This window comes from Nocardioides deserti (assembly GCF_014266025.1).
GTDB lineage: Bacteria > Actinomycetota > Actinomycetes > Propionibacteriales > Nocardioidaceae > Nocardioides > Nocardioides deserti.
Genome location: NZ_JACMYC010000014.1, coordinates 43552 through 59656, shown reverse-complemented (window position 1 = coordinate 59656; position 16105 = coordinate 43552). Strand labels below are relative to the sequence as shown.

Annotated in this window: 14 protein-coding genes; 8 read left to right on the top strand and 6 right to left on the bottom strand. The window is 71.2% G+C overall.

Going from position 1 to position 16105, the window contains the following annotated elements; genetic code table 11:
- Positions 1-71: 71 nt before the first annotated feature.
- The 3 genes from H7344_RS16950 to H7344_RS16940 form a co-directional block, all read right to left on the bottom strand.
- Positions 72-1223 (bottom strand): aminotransferase class III-fold pyridoxal phosphate-dependent enzyme, encoded by a 1152-nt coding sequence (locus H7344_RS16950; RefSeq protein ID WP_222130798.1) that lies wholly within the window; start codon positions 1221-1223, stop codon positions 72-74.
- 83 nt (positions 1224-1306) lie between these two features.
- The gene (locus tag H7344_RS16945) at positions 1307-2371 is read right to left on the bottom strand and encodes a transketolase family protein (RefSeq protein WP_186347177.1); all 1065 of its coding nucleotides are present in this window, start codon (positions 2369-2371) and stop codon (positions 1307-1309) included.
- A complete protein-coding gene (locus H7344_RS16940) occupies positions 2368-3243 on the bottom strand; it encodes a transketolase (RefSeq protein WP_186347176.1) in 876 nt (291 codons plus the stop codon). The genes H7344_RS16945 and H7344_RS16940 overlap by 4 nt, the downstream gene beginning before the upstream one ends.
- A gap of 135 nt (positions 3244-3378) precedes the next feature.
- Between H7344_RS16940 and H7344_RS16935 the strand changes: the two genes are divergently transcribed.
- Genes H7344_RS16935 through H7344_RS16900 form a run of 8 tightly spaced genes read left to right on the top strand, consistent with a single transcriptional unit; the run spans position 3379 to position 12525 of the window.
- Positions 3379-4404, top strand: a complete 1026-nt coding sequence (locus tag H7344_RS16935) for an ABC transporter permease (protein ID WP_186347175.1) — start codon at positions 3379-3381, stop codon at positions 4402-4404.
- A gap of 1 nt (position 4405) precedes the next feature.
- The gene (locus H7344_RS16930) at positions 4406-5425 is read left to right on the top strand and encodes an ABC transporter permease (protein ID WP_222130797.1); all 1020 of its coding nucleotides are present in this window, start codon (positions 4406-4408) and stop codon (positions 5423-5425) included.
- Complete coding sequence (locus H7344_RS16925; RefSeq protein ID WP_186347174.1) at positions 5422-6462, top strand: ABC transporter ATP-binding protein; 1041 nt, start codon at positions 5422-5424, stop codon at positions 6460-6462. The genes H7344_RS16930 and H7344_RS16925 overlap by 4 nt, the downstream gene beginning before the upstream one ends.
- Entirely contained in the window at positions 6455-7474 is a 1020-nt protein-coding gene (locus H7344_RS16920; RefSeq protein ID WP_186347173.1) for an ABC transporter ATP-binding protein, read from the top strand. The genes H7344_RS16925 and H7344_RS16920 overlap by 8 nt, the downstream gene beginning before the upstream one ends.
- Positions 7471-8697 (top strand): CaiB/BaiF CoA transferase family protein, encoded by a 1227-nt coding sequence (locus H7344_RS16915; protein WP_186347172.1) that lies wholly within the window; start codon positions 7471-7473, stop codon positions 8695-8697. The genes H7344_RS16920 and H7344_RS16915 overlap by 4 nt, the downstream gene beginning before the upstream one ends.
- 46 nt (positions 8698-8743) lie before the next feature.
- Positions 8744-9535 carry a FadR/GntR family transcriptional regulator gene (locus H7344_RS16910; RefSeq protein ID WP_186347171.1) on the top strand — a complete coding sequence of 264 codons (792 nt, stop codon included), beginning with the start codon at positions 8744-8746 and terminating at the stop codon, positions 9533-9535.
- A gap of 33 nt (positions 9536-9568) precedes the next feature.
- The gene (locus tag H7344_RS16905) at positions 9569-10297 is read left to right on the top strand and encodes an SDR family oxidoreductase (protein ID WP_186347170.1); all 729 of its coding nucleotides are present in this window, start codon (positions 9569-9571) and stop codon (positions 10295-10297) included.
- Positions 10294-12525, top strand: a complete 2232-nt coding sequence (locus H7344_RS16900; RefSeq protein WP_222130796.1) for a N,N-dimethylformamidase beta subunit family domain-containing protein — start codon at positions 10294-10296, stop codon at positions 12523-12525. Before H7344_RS16905 ends, H7344_RS16900 begins: the two co-directional genes overlap by 4 nt.
- A gap of 29 nt (positions 12526-12554) precedes the next feature.
- On the opposite strand, the gene H7344_RS16895 is transcribed toward H7344_RS16900, so the two are convergent.
- The 3 genes from H7344_RS16895 to H7344_RS16885 form a co-directional block, all read right to left on the bottom strand.
- Positions 12555-13373, bottom strand: coding sequence for a shikimate dehydrogenase family protein (locus tag H7344_RS16895; protein WP_186347169.1), 819 nt, complete (start codon positions 13371-13373; stop codon positions 12555-12557).
- Positions 13374-13444: 71 nt separating this feature from the next.
- On the bottom strand, positions 13445-14989 hold the full coding sequence (locus H7344_RS16890) for an ABC transporter substrate-binding protein (protein ID WP_186347168.1): 1545 nt from the start codon (positions 14987-14989) through the stop codon (positions 13445-13447).
- A gap of 178 nt (positions 14990-15167) precedes the next feature.
- Positions 15168-16088, bottom strand: a complete 921-nt coding sequence (locus H7344_RS16885) for a GNAT family N-acetyltransferase (protein ID WP_186347167.1) — start codon at positions 16086-16088, stop codon at positions 15168-15170.
- Positions 16089-16105 lie beyond the last annotated feature (17 nt).

The following is a 16105-nucleotide window of genomic DNA, read 5'->3' as shown; positions in this document are numbered from 1 at the left end:
GCCCGACGGAGCTACTGCCCGCCCTGTGCCTCGGCACGGGGCGGGCAGTAGTCCACGTGGGCCGACGTGGGCTAGGACGCGGCCTGTCGAGCAGCGGTCGCCGCGAACGCCTCGTCGGTGCGCTCCAGCGCCCAGGCGATGTCCTCGGGCTGGTGCGAGGCCGTGTAGAACCAGTTGTGCCACGGGTGGAGGTAGACCCCGCGCTTGACGCACTCGTCGGCCCACCCGGCGACGACCGAGAGGTCGGCGTCCCCGTCGAAGAGGACCAGCGGCATCGCGGCAGGACCTGACTGGCGGATGCTCAGCCCGTGCCGGCGCGCCTGCTCGGCGAGGCCCTCGCGCATGAGCTCCGCCATCCGGTGCGTGTGCGCCATCGCGTCGGTGTCGCGGAGCAGGGTGATCGTCGTGATCGCGGCCGCCATCGCGGTCGGTGCGAACCAGAACGACCCCGTGGTGTAGATCGACGACGCCGCCTCAGCGAGGCTGTCGATCCCGGTCACCGCCGCCAAGGGGTGCCCGTTGGCGATGGCCTTGGACCAGGCCGTCAGGTCGGGGCGGACGCCGAGCGGCTCCCAGCTCCCACCCACGTCGAGGCGGAACCCGCACCGGACGTCGTCGAGGATCAGGACCGCGCCCGAGGCCGTGGCCAGGTCACGCACCTCGCGGGCGAACTCCGGCTGCGCGAGCTCCTGGTCGCGCCGGTTGTCCTGGCGCACCGGGGAGACGATGATCGCGGCCAGGTCGTCGCCGGCCTCGGCGACGGCCGCCCGCAAGGAGTCCACGTCGTTGTACTCGAACTTCGCGATGAAGGCCCGGTCCTCCGGCAGGACCCCGGAGGGGCCGGGAGTGCACCACGGCGCCGCGCCATGGTAGGCCCCGTTCGCCATCAGCACCCGCCGCCGGCCGGTCGCGGCGCGGGCGATGGTCACCGACATCGTGGTGGCGTCGGTGCCGTTCTTGGCGAACATCGACCAGTCGGCGTGGGGAATCGTGTCGACCAGCAGCTCGGCGAGGTCGACCATGACGGCGCCCGGCCCGTTGAGGCAGTCGCCGTTCGACAGCTGCGAGGCCACCGCGGCGTCGACGGCCTGGTGCTGGCGGCCGAGCACGATGGTGCCCCAGCCGCACATGAAGTCGACGTACTCGCGACCGTCGACGTCCCAGAGCCTCGGCCCCTCGCCGCGCGCCATGAACTGCGGGTAGGACGGGGGCATCGGCTCCATGGACATGTGCCCGTACATGCCTCCTGGGATCACTCCGCGCGCTCGCGCACGCAGTGCCTGATCGGTGCTGCCGGCCTGCACTGTCATCGGAGCATCTCCTTCGCGGTCTTCGTGATCCCGGCGGCGTCGAGCCCGTAGTGGGCGTAGAGCGCTGCCGGTGGCCCGACGGGCACGTAGGCATCGGGAATGCCTAGCTTGCGGAAGCGGACGGGCTGGCCCAGCCCGGACTGGAACAGGCACTCGGCCACGGCCGTGCCGAGACCGTTGGTGACGTTGGCCTCCTCGACCGTGAGGACGGCGCCGGTCCGCGCCGCGGCGGAGAGCACCGCCTCGGTGTCGAGCGGGCTGATCGTGAACATGTCGAGGACGCTGACGTCGTGCCCCTCGGCGGCGAGGCTCTCCGCCGCGCGCAGCGAGGGCTCCACCTCCGAGCCGGTGGCGATGATCGTCAGGTCCTTGCCCGGCCGCACGGTGATCGCCTTGCCGATCGTCAGCTCCGGCACCTCGTCGTACACGTCGCGGTCCCGGCCCCGCCCGAGGCGCAGGTACATCGCGGCCGGGTGGTCCAGGCTGGCACGCAGGAGCGCCCGCAGGTGCTGGGCGTCCGTCGCGCAGACCACCGTCAGGTCCGCGATGGTGCGCATGATGCCGAGGTCCTCGGGGCTGTGGTGGCTGGTGCCGTAGAACCCCATCGAGATGCCGGAGTGGTGGCCCACCACCCGGACCGGCATCTGCGGGTAGGCGCAGTCGGTTCGGATCTGCTCGCAACCGAGCAGCGCCGCGAAGGACGCGAAGGTCGCCGCGAACGGGACGTAGCCGCACGAGGCGAGCCCGGCGGCCACGGTGATCATGTTCTTCTCGGCGATGCCCACGTTGAAGAAGCGGTCCGGGTGGCGCTCGGCGAAGTCGACGGCCCGGTTGGCCCGCGCCAGGTCGGCGGTCAGCACGACCACCCGCGGGTCGACGTCGGCCAGGTCGGCGAGCTCCTCGCCGAAGACGAAGGCGGGGATGGCCCGGACGTCGTTCCCGTCCGAGGACCGCGCGTTCCGCAGGCCCGCCTGCCCGGTGCCGTTGAAGATGTCGGACTGGTCCTGCGCGTCCGTGTCGGTCGTCCCCTCGGGGAGGGTGGTCGTGTCCTGGTCGCTCATGAACGTGCCTCCAGCGGCTTGAGCCCGGCAGCGATCTCTGCCATGACGTCGTCGTAGTCCTCGCCGACCAGGTTGCCGACGTGCCAGTCGGGGCTGTACTCCATCGCACGGACGCCGCGGCCCTTCACCGTGTCGGCGATGATCGCCTGCGGCGCGGTGTGCGACGTGCCGGGGAGGGCGTCGTAGGCCGCCAGGAGGGCCGGCACGTCGTGTCCGTCGACGCGCTGGACCTCCCACCCGAAGCTCTCGAAGCGCTCGCGCAGGGGCTCGACGGCCATCGTGTCGCGCGTCATCCCGTCGATGCCGAGTTGATTGTTATCGATGAGGGCCACGAGGTTTCCGAGCCCGAAGTGCGCGGCGCTCATGGCCGCTTCCCAGACCTGCCCCTCGTTGAGCTCCGCGTCACCGAGAAGCACCCAGGTGCGGTAGGACCTGCTCGCCAGTCGGGCGCCCAGCGCCATGCCGACGCCGATCGAGAGCCCGTGGCCCAGCGATCCGGAGCTGAAGTCGATCCCCGGCACCTTCTTCATGTCGGGGTGGTCGCCGAACGGCGACCCCAAGCGGGTGTAGGTGTCCAGCAGGGTCGGGTCGAAGTAGCCGAGGTCCGCCAGCACCGGGTAGAGACCAATGGCCGCGTGACCCTTGCTGAGCACCACCCGGTCGCGATCGGGGTCGCGCGGGTCCTGCGGATCCAGGTGCAGCTGCCGGTAGTAGAGGGTCGAGAGGATCTCGGCGATCGAGAACACCGACGTGTAGTGGCCGGCTCCGGCGATCGCAGCCAGGCGTACGGTCTCGCTACGGATGAACCGGGCGCGGTCCTGCAGGTGCGCGAGGTCGGGCTCGGTGTCTCGCGGTTCTTCTCGGTGCCGCACAGGACCTCCTGGCTGGTGGAATCGGGTCCGCAGCTCATGTGGGCCAGCGTCGCGTCGACGTTGACTTATGGTCTGGGTCACCCCACTATAGGATAATCAATCTACGAATTCTATGGTCAGTCGGAGGGCAACCACGTGGGACTCGTACGGTTCGCGACGCGACGCCTGCTGCTGGCGATCCCCACCCTCTTCGGGTTGCTGGTGATCGCCTTCGTGCTGGCGAACTACCTCCCGGGCGACCCGCTCGCACGGATCCTCGGTGACGTCGGCGGCAGCGACCCGGTCGCCCGCGCGACGTACGAGCGGGAGTGGGGCCTGGACCAGCCGATCCACGAGAGGTTCTGGATCTACCTCCAGCACCTCGTCACCGGCGACCTGGGGCAGTCGACACTGACCCGACGCGGAGTGGCCGACGACCTCGTCGAGTTCTTCCCCGCGACGATCGAGCTGGCGCTCGCCGCCATCGTGGTCGCGGGCACCGCCGGGATCATCCTCGGCTCGGTCGCCGCCTTCTACCACAACAAGTGGCCCGACCTGGTGGTGCGCACGATCGCTCTGGTCGCCTCCGGTGTCCCGGTGTTCTGGCTCGGGATCATCGGTCTCCAGGTCTTCTACCTGCGGTTCCAGATCCTGCCGGGACCGGAGGGGCGTCTCGGTCGCGGCTTCGACCCGCCGACCCACATCACCGGGCTCTACACCTTCGACGCCCTGGTCACCGGTGACTTCGCGACGATGTGGAACGCGATGTCGCACCTCTTGCTGCCCGCGTGCGTCCTCGGCTCGTTCTTCCTGGGCTTGCTGGCCCGCATGACGCGTGCCTCGATGCTCGAGGTCCTGCGAGCGCCGCACCTGGTCACCGCGCGCTCCAAGGGCGTCTCGGCCCGGACCCTGCTGCAGTTCCACATCCTGCCCAACGCCCTGATCCCGACCGTGACCGTCCTCGGCCTGGCCATCGGAGGGCTGCTCGCCGGGGCCGTGCTGACCGAGACGGTCTTCTCCTGGCCCGGCATCGGACGCTACGCGGTCGACGCAGCCAAGGCGCTGGACTACCAGGCGATCCTCGGCGTCACCGTCCTCATCGGCGCCGTCTACGTCGTCACCAACGCGGTGGTGGACATCATCTACGCGGCCCTGGATCCGCGGATCAGGCTGGGGGAATGACATGACCGACATCCAGCGTCCCGGCGACGCCTCCGACCCGGGCTCGCCCGTCGCGGTCACCGGCCGAGGCGAGACGATGTCGACTGCTCCGGTCACGCCGACGCTCGCCCTGAAGGCGGACCGGCTCGAGGGCGGCGGCGGGCGACTGGCGTTCAACATCGGCGTCACGATCGTGGTCATCTGGGTCCTGGTCGCGCTGACGGTGCCGTGGTGGACGCCCTTCGACCCGGTGACCGACCAGGACCTCCAGGGCCGCCTGGCTCCGCCGAGTGGCGAGCACTGGTTCGGCACCGACAACCTCGGCCGCGACGTCTTCGCCCGGGTGATGCACGGCGCGCGCCTCTCCCTGCCCATCGCGTTGGTGACGGTGGCGGTCTCGGTCGCGATCGGGTGCCTCATCGGAGCGGTGGCCGGCTTCCTCGGTGGCCTGGTCGACGAGGTCGTCATGCGGATCAGCGACATCGTCCTGTCCTTCCCCGCGATCGTCTTGGCCCTCGCCATCGCTGCAGCCCTCGGTCCCAGCACGACCAACGTCGTCATCGCGATTGCGGCCGTCACCTGGCCGGAGTACACACGCCTGATGCGAGGGCAGGTGCTGTCGATCCGCAACAACCTGCACGTCCTGGCAGCGCAGTCCATCGGCTGCTCGCGGGCGCGGATCTTCCGGGTGCACGTCCTGCCCTTCGGGCTGCAGCCCATCCTCGTCAAGGCCACCGTCGACCTCGGGATGGTGATCCTCCTGGCCGCCGGGCTCAGCTTCATCGGCGTGGGCGCCGTGCCCCCGACGCCCGAGTGGGGCGCCATGGTCAGCGAGGCCCAGTCGCGCATCGACAGCTGGTGGCTGGGGCTGTTCCCGGGCATCGCCATCCTCTCGATGGTGCTGGCCTTCAACTTCATCGGAGACGCGATGCGAGACCGGTTCGACCCACAGATGCGGACCCAGCGGACGAGAGGCGGCGGCGCCACGTCGCGGATGCTGCGCCGCACGCTCCTGGGCAAGGCAGGTGAGCGCGCGGCATGAGCGCCCACCCCTCCCTCGAGCTCACCCTCCAGCCGTCCCCCGAGGGGCGCGCCCCCGGGGCTCCGGTCTTCGAGGTCCAGGACCTCCAGGTGGAGTTCCGCACCAGCGCCGGCGTGGCGAAGGCGGTCAACCACGTCAGCTTCTCCGTCGCTGCCGGCGAGTGCCTGGCTATCGTCGGCGAGTCCGGGTCGGGCAAGACCGCCACGCTCCTGGCCGCTCTCGGCCTGCTGCCCACTCCCCCGTCGCGCACGACCGGCGGGAAGGTCTTGCTCGACGGCGTGGACCTGCTGGCGCTCTCGCGCCGTGGCCTGCGTGACGTCCTGGGCCGGGACATCTCCATGGTCTTCCAGGACTCCCTGAGCGCCTTCAACCCCGTCCTCACGATCGGACGCCAGATCAGCGAGGGGGTCCGCCGCCACCGCGGGCTGTCGAAGAAGGCGGCGCACGCACTGTCCATCGAGATGCTGGAGCGGGTCGGTGTCCCCGACCCGCGGCAACGGGTGGACCAGTATCCCCACCAGCTCTCGGGCGGGATGCGCCAGCGCGCGATGATCGCGATGGCGCTCGCCGGCGAGCCGAAGGTCCTCATCGCCGACGAGCCGACGACGGCGCTGGACGTCACCGTGCAGGCGCAGATCCTCGAGCTCGTGCGGTCCTTCGAGGACCTCTCGGTCGTCTGGGTCTCCCACGACCTCGGGGTCGTCGCCGGGCTGGCGGACCGCGTGGCCGTCATGTACGCCGGGTCGGTCATCGAGCAGGGGCCCGCCCGCGACATCTTCCACGACCCGCGCCATCCCTACACACGTGCACTCCTCGGCTCGGTGCCGCGGCTGCGCGACCCCGACCGGGGGGACCTGGTCTCGATCCCTGGCCTGCCGCCGAGCCTGGTCGACCTGCCGGCCGGGTGCCCGTTCTACGCACGCTGCGACGTGCGCGACGAGCGCGGCCTGGCCCGCCGACCCGAGCTGGTGACGGTCGCACCCCGACACGAGGCGGCGTGCTTCGCCGCAGCAGACGAGGCGAGGAACCATGGCTGACACACTGCTCGAGGTCCGGGACCTCTCCGTGCACTTCAAGGCGAAGGCTGGCGCCCGCGGCGGCCGCGGTGTCGTCAAGGCCGTCGACGGCCTCGACTTCACCATCGGCTACGGCGAGACACTCGGAGTCGTGGGCGAGTCCGGCTGCGGCAAGTCGACCACCGGGCTGGCCATCCAGGGCCTGGTCAAGGCGACCTCCGGCTCGATCATGCTGGAGGGCCAGGACCTCACCACGCTCAAGGCGAACCAAGTGCGCGCCGCCCGCCGACGCACCCAGATGGTCTTCCAGGACCCGACCTCCTCGCTGAACATGCGGATGACGGTCGGCCAGATCGTCGCCGAGCCGCTCCTGGTGCACGACACGGTCCCCAGGTCCGAGCACCGTGCCCGCGCAGCCGAGCTGCTCGGCCTGGTCGGCATGCCGGAGTCGGCGCTGGACCGCTATCCGCACGAGTTCTCCGGCGGGCAGCGCCAACGCGTCGGCATCGCTCGGGCCCTGGCCGTCGAGCCGGACCTGATCATCTGCGACGAACCGACCGCGGCCCTCGACGTCTCGATCCGCGCTCAGGTCCTCAACCTCTTCCGGGAGCTGCAGCGCGCGCGGGACCTGTCCTACCTCTTCATCTCCCACGACCTCTCCGCCGTGCACCACATCTCCGACCGGATCCTGGTGATGTACCTCGGACGCCCGATGGAGCTGGCCTCGCGCGACACCGTCTACAACGACCCGCAGCACCCCTACACCGTGGCCCTGATGTCGGCGGTGCCGGTGCCGGACCCCGACATCGAGCGCAACCGCGAGCACATCCTGCTGCAGGGCGACGTGCCCAGCCCGCTGAACCCGCCCAGCGGCTGCGTGTTCCGCACGCGCTGCCCGCTCGCGCAGGACGTCTGCGCCGCGGAGGTGCCCGCCTGGCGCGACATCGGCACCGACGGCGAGGAGCACATGGTCGCGTGCCACTTCGCGCAGCCCGGCATGGCTGAGCTGGTCGCCGGCCAGGCCGCCCGATGACCGGCGAGCCGGGTCCGCTCGACGGTGGCTGGCCCGCCGGCGAGGCCCGTCCCGGTCCGCTGTCGGGCGTGCGCGTGCTCGACCTGACCCGGATCCTGGCCGGCCCCTACGCGACCATGAATCTCGCCGACCTCGGCGCGGACGTCATCAAGGTCGAGTCGCCGTCGCGAGGCGACGAGACCCGGCACTGGGGTCCCCCGTTCGCGGCGGACGGCACGGCGTCGTACTTCATGGCGGTCAACCACAACAAGCGCTCGGTGGCCCTCGACCTGGCGAGTGCCGCGGGCGCACGGGTCGCACGCCGCCTGGCCGCACACGCCGACGTGGTGATCGACAACTTCCTGCCCGGCCGGATGGAGGCCTTCGGCCTGGACCGCGCTGCGATCGCGCGCGACAACCCGCGCGTCGTGACGGCCACCATCTCCGGCTTCGGCTCCGACAACGCCTACGCCGGCCGGCCCGGCTTCGACTTCCTCGCCCAGGCGATGGGCGGATTGATGTCGATCACGGGCGCCAAGGGCGGCAGCCCGACCCGGGTGGGCGTTGCGGTGACCGACCTGTTCGCCGGCGTCTTCGCGGCGCTCGGCATCGTCAGCTCGCTGAGCGAGCGGGACCGCACGGGCCGGGGCCGGCACGTCGAGATCTCGCTGCTCGACGCCCAGATCTCCATGCTGGCCAACATGGCCTCCGGCTGGCTCGTGGCCGGCAAGGAGCCGGCGCTCTTCGGCAATCAGCACCCGAGCATCGCTCCGTACGAGACGCTCGCGACCGCGGACGAGCCGATCGCGGTCGCCGTCGGCACCGACCGGCACTTCCGCCGGTTCGCCGCCGCGCTCGGGGCGCCCGAGCTCGGCAACGATCCGCGCTTCGCGGACAACCGTGGCCGCGTCACCCACCGCGACGAGCTGGTCGCCGAGCTGGAGAGCCGGCTGCGGACCGGCGGGCGGGGCCACTGGCTGGACGTGCTCGAGTCGGCCGACGTCCCGGTCGCGCCCGTCAACACCATCCCCGAGGTCTTCGCCGACCCGGTCATCTCCGAACGGATGGTGGTCGACGTCGACGGCGTCCCGCAGGTGCGCACACCGCTGCGGCTCGACGGAGCAGCTCTCGAGATCACCTCCGGCCCGCCGCAACTGGGGGCCGACACTGCAGCCGTGCTTCAGGCTCTGGGGGTCTCGCAGGAGATGATCCGGGAGATGCGCCCGGACGGCGCGACGTCATGAGTGCTCGGCCGGACCGATCGCTCAACGGTGGACCGAGGAGCCAACGATGACCCCTGAACTCAGCGGGCGGCAGCTGATCAGCGCCGACCAGATCGACCGGCCGCCCTGGCCGAAGACCAAGCTGCCGAAGGCGTCGGCCGTGCTGGCCGAGGAGCTCCGCAACCAGATCGTGGTCACGAAGATGCCCGAGGGCCGTGACCTGCCCAGTGAGAGCGACTTGATCGAGCGGACCGGGTACAGCCGGGGCACCGTGCGCGAGGCGCTCCGGCTCCTCGAGTCGGAGGGCCTGATCACGACCCGCCGCGGCCCCTACGGCGGCGTCCGGGTCAGCCGACCCGACGTCTCCCAGGCGACGCGGTCGATCGCCGTGCTGCTCGCGCTCTCCGACGCCACGCTCGGCGACCTGTTCCACTTCCGCCGGGTGGTCGAGTGCGCGACCGCCGCGCTCGCCGCGACCAACGCCACGGAGGAGCAGATCGCAGCGATGTTCCGGGCCACGGAGGACGAGGAGCAGGAGACCGTCGAGGGCGTGGTCTCCTTCCACAACCTCATCGCCGACTCGTGCGACAACGAGTTCTACCGCGTGACGATGGGCTACGTCCTCAACATCGCGGCCTGGCACACGCCCCAGGCGGGCCTGTCCCACAACGACGTCTGCGTCGCGCGCGGCGCCCACGTCGACATCGCCGAGAGCATCGCCGCCCGTGACCCCGAGCGAGCGTCCGAGGCCATGGACCGCCACCTGAAGTCGTTCCTGGCGGTGATCAAGAAGTCGGGACATCTCGACTCCCCGGTGCTGCGCCCCGAGACCTGGGCCAACGGCACCGCGCACCTCTGACCACGTCCGTCCCCTCCCGACCGATGGAGAACCATGACCAGCACACGTCGCCTCGTCGTCATCACCGGCGCCAGCTCGGGGATCGGAGCGGCGACCGCGCGCGCCTTCGGGACACGCGGATACCCGACGCTGCTGCTGGCCCGGCGCGCTGAGCTGATCGAGGCCCTGGAGGTCCCGCAGTCCATGGCGAGGTCCGTCGACGTCACCGACCGCGCGGCGATGGCTGCTGCGCTCGACGAGGCACGCGAGCGGTTCGGGGAGCCGGACCTCCTCGTGAACAACGCCGGCGTCATGCCCCTGGGTCGGGTCGCCGACCAGGACCCCGAGGAGTGGCGCCGGCTCTTCGACGTCAACTGCCTCGGACTGCTCACCGCCACCCAGCTGGTGCTCGCAAGCATGGTTGCCGCCCGGCGGGGGACGGTCGTGAACATCTCCTCCATCGCCGGCCACAACGTCTACCCGAACCACGCCGTCTACAGCGGCACCAAGTTCGCGGTCAACGCGATGACCGAGACGATGCGGCGCGAGCACGCCGAGGACGGCGTCCGCTTCAGCGTGGTGTCGCCGGGGATCGTGGACACCGACCTGCTGGTCTCGGTGTCCGACGCGGCCATCAAGCAGTCGTACGAGGCGACCAAGAGCCGCCTCGACGGCGGCCTCGACGCCGAGACGATCGCCGAGACCATCGTGGGCCTCTACGAGCTCCCGCAGGACGTGTGCGTCCGTGAGGTCGTCATCGCGCCGACGAGCCAGGCGTCGTGAGCGCGACCGAGCAGGAGGAGACATTCGCCTACTGCGACCGGCTCGACTACGCACCCGGCGACACGGTGCGCGTCCACTCCTCGTCGCGCTCGCGGCGGCTCCGCGTCGAGCTCGTCCGGCCGCTCGCCGACGGCGACACCGAACGGATCCGCCACCGGCACGAGCCGGTGGCGTCCGTCCCGGTGCAGGAGGGCGACGGTCACTGGCAGGACACCCACCCCGGCTCGTTCGGCCTGGTCGAGGGGCTCTCCATCGACGCCGGGAGCACGCCGACGACCTTGGTGGTCCACGCCTGGCCGACCCGCTTCGACCCCGAGGGGTCGTGCCTCGTGCTCCTCGACGGCCCTGACGCGGCCCTCGGGCTCCACCTGGACGGCACGGGCGCCCTGACCGCGCGGTTCCGTGCCGGCGACGCGGCGGCCGAGATCGAGGCGCCGACCCCGCTCGTGCTCCGGCAGTGGGTGTCCCTCGCGGTCACCGTCGACGTGACGTCGGGGGTCCTGACGCTTCAGACGCGTCCTCTCGACCGGCTCGTGCCCGGGGACGGGCCCACCACCAGCACGGCCGGGATCGCCGCCCTCAGCGGTTCGCCGGAGTTCGACCGGCTCGTGCTGGCCGCGGCTGAGCTGGTGACGGCGGCAGACGGGACGCCTCGCGCCCGACGCACCTACGACGGAAAGCTGGAGGGCCCCGCGATCCACCGTGGCCCGGTCGACCTGCAGACCCAGGACTCCCCGGATCCCGCCCAGGACGACCCCGCGGTGATCGCCGCCTGGGACTTCGGCCACGACCTGGCCACCGCCCGGTTTCCCTCGACCGTCGAAGGCGTGCCCGGTGGTCGGCTCCTCAACGCCCCCGCACGCGCCGTGACCGGGCGGCACTGGGACGCGACCGAGGTCGACTACCGGCTCGCGCCCGAGCAGTACGGCGCCGTCCACTTCCACCGCGACGACCTCGAGGACTGCGGCTGGCAGGTGACGCACGAGCTAGTCGTGCCCGCGGACCTGCCGAGCGGCGTGTACGCCGTGCTGCTGACCGGTGCGGGCTCCGAGGACCACGTCCCCGTCGTCGTCCGTCCGACCAGCCCGGCGGGGGTGCTGTTCCTCCTGCCCACCTTCTCCTACCTCGCCTACGCGAACGCTCGCCTGGCCGAGGAGTTCGACTACACCGACGACACCCTCTCCAACCGCGAGTTCGTCCCGAGCGACCGCGACAAGCAGATCTACGCGCACCGGGAGTTCGGCAACTCCCTCTACGACCACCACGTCGACGGCTCCGGCGTCTGCTACTCGTCCCACCTGCGGCCGATCCTGAACATGCGATGGGACTTCCGCAGCGCGCTGCAGGACGCCCCGCGGCACCTCGCCGCGGACCTCGTCATCCCGACCTGGCTCGGCAGCCTCGGCATCGAGCACTCCGTCACCACCGACCACGCCCTGCACGAGGGCGGCGCGCAGGTCCTCGAGGGTCACCCGGTGCTGGTCACGGGGAGCCACCCGGAGTACTGGAGCCGGCGGATGCTCGATGCCGCCGAGGCGTTCCTGGCCGACGGCGGCAGCATCATCTACCTCGGAGGCAACGGCTTCTACTGGGTCACCAGCGCACATCTCGACCGCCCCCACCTCGTGGAGGTGCGCCGCGGCCACCAGGGCATCCGCACCTGGGAGAGCGAGCCCGGAGAGACCGTCATGAGCCAGTCCGTGGAGCAGGGCGGCCTCTGGCGCCTGCGCGGTCGGGCGCCCAACCGGCTGGTCGGGGTCGGCATGGCGGCCCAGGGCTGGGACGACGCGACACCCGGCTTCGAGCGCACCGCGGCCTCGCGTGACGAGCGCGTCGAGTTCCTGTTCGAGGGCATCGAGGAGGAGGTCATCGGCGACTTCGGCCTCGTGCTGGGCGGCGCCGCGGGCGACGAGATCGACCGGGCCGACATCCGTCTCGGGACGCCCCGGCACGCCCTCGTCGTCGCCACCTCGCAACCGCACTCGTCCTACTACCTCGCCTCCAACGAGGAGCTCAACGCGCCGACGCCGCTCATCAACGGCACCAACAACCCCAACGTCCGGGCCGACATCACCTACTTCGAGACCCCCGCCGGGGGCGCGGTCCTGTCCACCGCCGCGATCACCTGGACCGGGAGCCTCGCCTACCGGGGCTTCGACAACAACGTCGCCCGTCTCACCGAGAACGCCGTCCGCGCCTTCTTGGTCAGGGGGCCCGCCGGACGGTGAGGCCGGCCGGTGCCGAGCGTGGCGGGACGTCAGTCCCGCCGCGCCGGTGACCCGCCGTCGGGCCACAGGAACGAGCGCACAGCGTCGAACTGGCCCTCCAGCATCGACCGGCCGTAGGACACCGGCAGGCCCCGGGCGACGGCGGCCTCCAGGAGCGCCGTCATCCTCGGTTGGATCACGATCTCGGCGACCCCGGCGTGCGCCGGCAGCGCAGCGACGTCGAAGGGCAGCGGGTCCCCGGGTCGCATCCCGAGTGACGTGGTGTTGACCGCGACGTCCGTCTCGCGCGGGTCCGCGCTGGTCGCCGGGCGCACGTCGCAGGCGGGGTGCGCCGCGGCCACCGCGGCGGCGAGCTCCTCGGCCGCCCTCGGGCTCCGGTTGTGGATCCGCAGGCGCCGGGCTCCCGCGCCGGCCACCGCGAACGCGACGGCACGGCCGGCTCCGCCGGCCCCGACCTGCAGGACCGACGCGCCGTCGACGGAGAGCCCGTCGGCCGCGAGCCCGGCGATGAACCCGGCACCGTCGACGTTGTCGCCGGTCAGGGTGCCGTCGGCGCTGCGTCGCACGAAGTTGATGGCCCCGACCAGACGGGCGCGGTCGGTCAGCTCGTCGAGCAGCCCGACGACCGCCACCTTGTGCGGGATGGTGACGCCGAAACCGGCGACGTTCCGCATCGAGCGGACGGCGGACACGACGACCGGCAGGTCCTCCGGCACGACGTGCAGAGGCGAGACGGCGACGTCGTCACCGGCAGCAGCGAAGCGCCGGTTGAGGATGTCGCTCCCCCGGACGTGTGCGACCGGGTCGCAGAGGATGAACACGACGTCGGTCTCCCCGGTGATGCGCACAAGGCCCTCCTGGACGACGCGAGACCCCCGACAGAGGTCGGGGGTCTCGCGGCTCTCGTTCGATCGGTCGGTCAGCTCGGCTCGATCTCGACCAGGCGGATCTGCTTGTTCGGGCTGTACCGGACGCCGGTGACGGCATCGGAGTGGACCAGGAACTTCTTGGCCTGGAACAGGGGGATCAACGTGGCGTCGTCACGCATCGCGGTGATGAGCTCGATCGCGATCTCCTCGCGGGCCGCGGGGTCCTTCTCGGCGAGGTACTCGTCGTAGAGCTTCTGGCCGATGGGGAAGTCCATCGACGTGCGCTCGCCGTAGATGCCCGCCTCACGACCGAACGGGTCGAAGTAGGACGAGGAGTCGAAGTCCTCCGGAGCCCAGAGGCCCGAGGTGATGGCGTAGTCGCCGGCCCGGTAGTCCGCGATCCACTTCTCGTACTCGACCGGTCGGATGTTGACGGTGATGCCGATCTTGGCGAAGTCCGACTGCAGCTTTTCCCAAAGGCTCTGCTGGGCGACGCCGTACCAAGTGACGTTCGCGAAGTCGACGTCGAGGGTGAGATCGGTGACGCCGGCCTCGTCGAGCAACGTCTTCGCAGCGTCGGGGTCGTAGCCGATCGGCTCGACAGCGTCGGAGCCCACGAACCCGAGCGGCACGACCGCTGCCGGACGAGGTGCGCCGTCGGCCAGCGCCTCGCTGATGCCGTCGTAGTCGACCGCCATCTGGATTGCCTGGCGCACCCGGTCGTCGGCGAGCTCGGGAGCGTCGCTGCTCTTGTGGTTCATCGCGAGGTAGTTAATGTTGTACGACGGCTCGGTGACGACCTCGACGCCGTCCTTGCCGTCGAGGGACGCCGCGGTGTCGGGCTCGATGTCCATGGCGATGTCGATGTCGCCCCGCTCGACCAGCTGCGCTTGGGTCGACGCGTCGCGGATGTCTTCGAGGACGATGGTGTCGAAGGCGGGTGCCTCACCCCAGTAGTCGTCGCGGGCCTCGAAGACGACCTCGGAGTTGCGGCGCCACTCCTGGAGCTCGTAGGGGCCGCTCCCGACGGTGGTCTCGTCCATGAAGGACTGGGCCTCGTCAGTGGTGACCGCCTCGGCGTCGGCCGTCGCACCGTTCTCCTGCAGCACCTTGCTGTCGAAGACCGACAGGTAGGGCGCTGCCATGCGGGAGGGGAAGGAGCTGTCCGGCCCCGTCAGCGCGAACTCGACGGTGTGCTCGTCCACGACGTTGACCGACTGGACGATGCCCATCTTGAAGGCCGAGGCGCCCTGGATGTTCTTGACCCGCTCGAGGCTGAACTTGACGTCCTCGGCGGTCATCGTGTTCCCGCTGGGGAAGGTCACGTCGTCACGCAGCTCGAACGTGTAGCTCCTCAGGTCGTCCGAGGCCTCCCACGACGTCGCGAGGTTCGGGAGCACCTTCGCGGGGTCGTCCTGGTCGACGTCGACCAGGGTCTCGGCGTACATCGGGATCACCAGCTGCATGGCATCGGCCAGCACCCGCGCGGGGTCGAAGGTCGCGAGGTCGCCCAGCGCGATGCCGATGCGCAGCTCGCCTGCCTCGTTCTCGTTGTCGGTCTCGCTGCTGCCGGAGCCGCATGCAGTCAGCGACAAGGCCATGACACACGCAGCAACGGCGGTGGTCATCGTTTTCTTCACGGCGGTCTCCATCCTGGGACGCATTTAGTACGTTGAGGATCCTTTTAGGCCGAACAGTTGTCAATAGCCGTCGCGACTCCGCTTCGGAATCCGTCGAGTCCGGCCCTCCGTCTCCGACGGGGGAAGCGCCCGGTCAGATGCCCCGGAGCACGAGGTTGGCGGTCTCCGCGACGGGCCGGTAGCCGATCGCGGCGTAGATCTTGTTCGAGGTCGGGTTCGCGCGGTCGGTGAACAGGCACGCCCGGTCCCGCCCCTCCAGGACGCGCCGGGTCACCTGCGCGACGGCGGCGCTCGCGTAGCCGTGGCCGCGGTGCTCGCGCGGGGTGTAGACGGGGCCGACCCGGACCACGCCGTACGCCGAGCCGGTGTGCGCGGTCAGGTGCACGACCTCGCCCTCGGGCGACTCCCACAGCCACACCAACCCGGCCGCCACCCGCTGCGCCATGCCCTCCTCGGTCGCCCGGTCCATCGGGTGCGCGCCCTCGCGGCCGCCCTGCTCGGCGGAGTCGACGGCGAAGGCGTCCCACCACTTCATGCACAGCGGCACGTCGTCGGGCTCCGCGGCGCGCAGCCGGCCCGGGGCGTCGTGGTCGACCAGCGTGGCGAGGTCCGGCAGCTCCCAGAGCACCAGGTGCTCGTCGACGACGGCCTCGGCCCCGGCCAGCGCGGCGGCCTCCTCGGCGACGACCCGCGCGGCCGGCAGGGCACCGTTGACCCCGTCGAGGCGCTCGCCGCGCTCGTGGACCGCGTGCGCCAGGGCGCGGGCCGCCTCGTCCGGCATCGGCAGGACGTACGCCGGGTGCGGCTCGAACGGCGCGGTCCGCATCGCCGCGCCCGCCACCGTCCCGGCGCCGTCGCGCACGACCGCCCACCACCGCGGGTGGTCGGGCGCCGGGTCGCCGGCCGCGTCGGCGGCGACCGCCTGCTGGGTCACCGTCCCGACCACCGAGGTGATGACCGGGTCGGCTGCGAGGAGGTCGCCGGTCTCGCGCAGGAACGCCGCGGGGTCGGTGGTGAGCGTGACGGCGTACGCCGTGCCGGGCGAGTCGGGCATGCCGCGGAGGGTATGTG

What these genes read in the sequence shown, in the direction of transcription:
- H7344_RS16920 (WP_186347173.1), top strand. Translation starts at nt 6,455, where the DNA reads ATGGCTGACACACTGCTCGAGGTCCGGGACCTCTCCGTGCACTTCAAG.
- H7344_RS16885 (WP_186347167.1), bottom strand. Translation starts at nt 16,088, where the DNA reads ATGCCCGACTCGCCCGGCACGGCGTACGCCGTCACGCTCACCACCGAC.
- H7344_RS16925 (WP_186347174.1), top strand. Translation starts at nt 5,422, where the DNA reads ATGAGCGCCCACCCCTCCCTCGAGCTCACCCTCCAGCCGTCCCCCGAG.
- H7344_RS16945 (WP_186347177.1), bottom strand. Translation starts at nt 2,371, where the DNA reads ATGAGCGACCAGGACACGACCACCCTCCCCGAGGGGACGACCGACACG.
- H7344_RS16950 (WP_222130798.1), bottom strand. Translation starts at nt 1,223, where the DNA reads ATGGAGCCGATGCCCCCGTCCTACCCGCAGTTCATGGCGCGCGGCGAG.
- H7344_RS16905 (WP_186347170.1), top strand. Translation starts at nt 9,569, where the DNA reads ATGACCAGCACACGTCGCCTCGTCGTCATCACCGGCGCCAGCTCGGGG.
- H7344_RS16930 (WP_222130797.1), top strand. Translation starts at nt 4,406, where the DNA reads ATGACCGACATCCAGCGTCCCGGCGACGCCTCCGACCCGGGCTCGCCC.
- H7344_RS16915 (WP_186347172.1), top strand. Translation starts at nt 7,471, where the DNA reads ATGACCGGCGAGCCGGGTCCGCTCGACGGTGGCTGGCCCGCCGGCGAG.
- H7344_RS16910 (WP_186347171.1), top strand. Translation starts at nt 8,744, where the DNA reads ATGACCCCTGAACTCAGCGGGCGGCAGCTGATCAGCGCCGACCAGATC.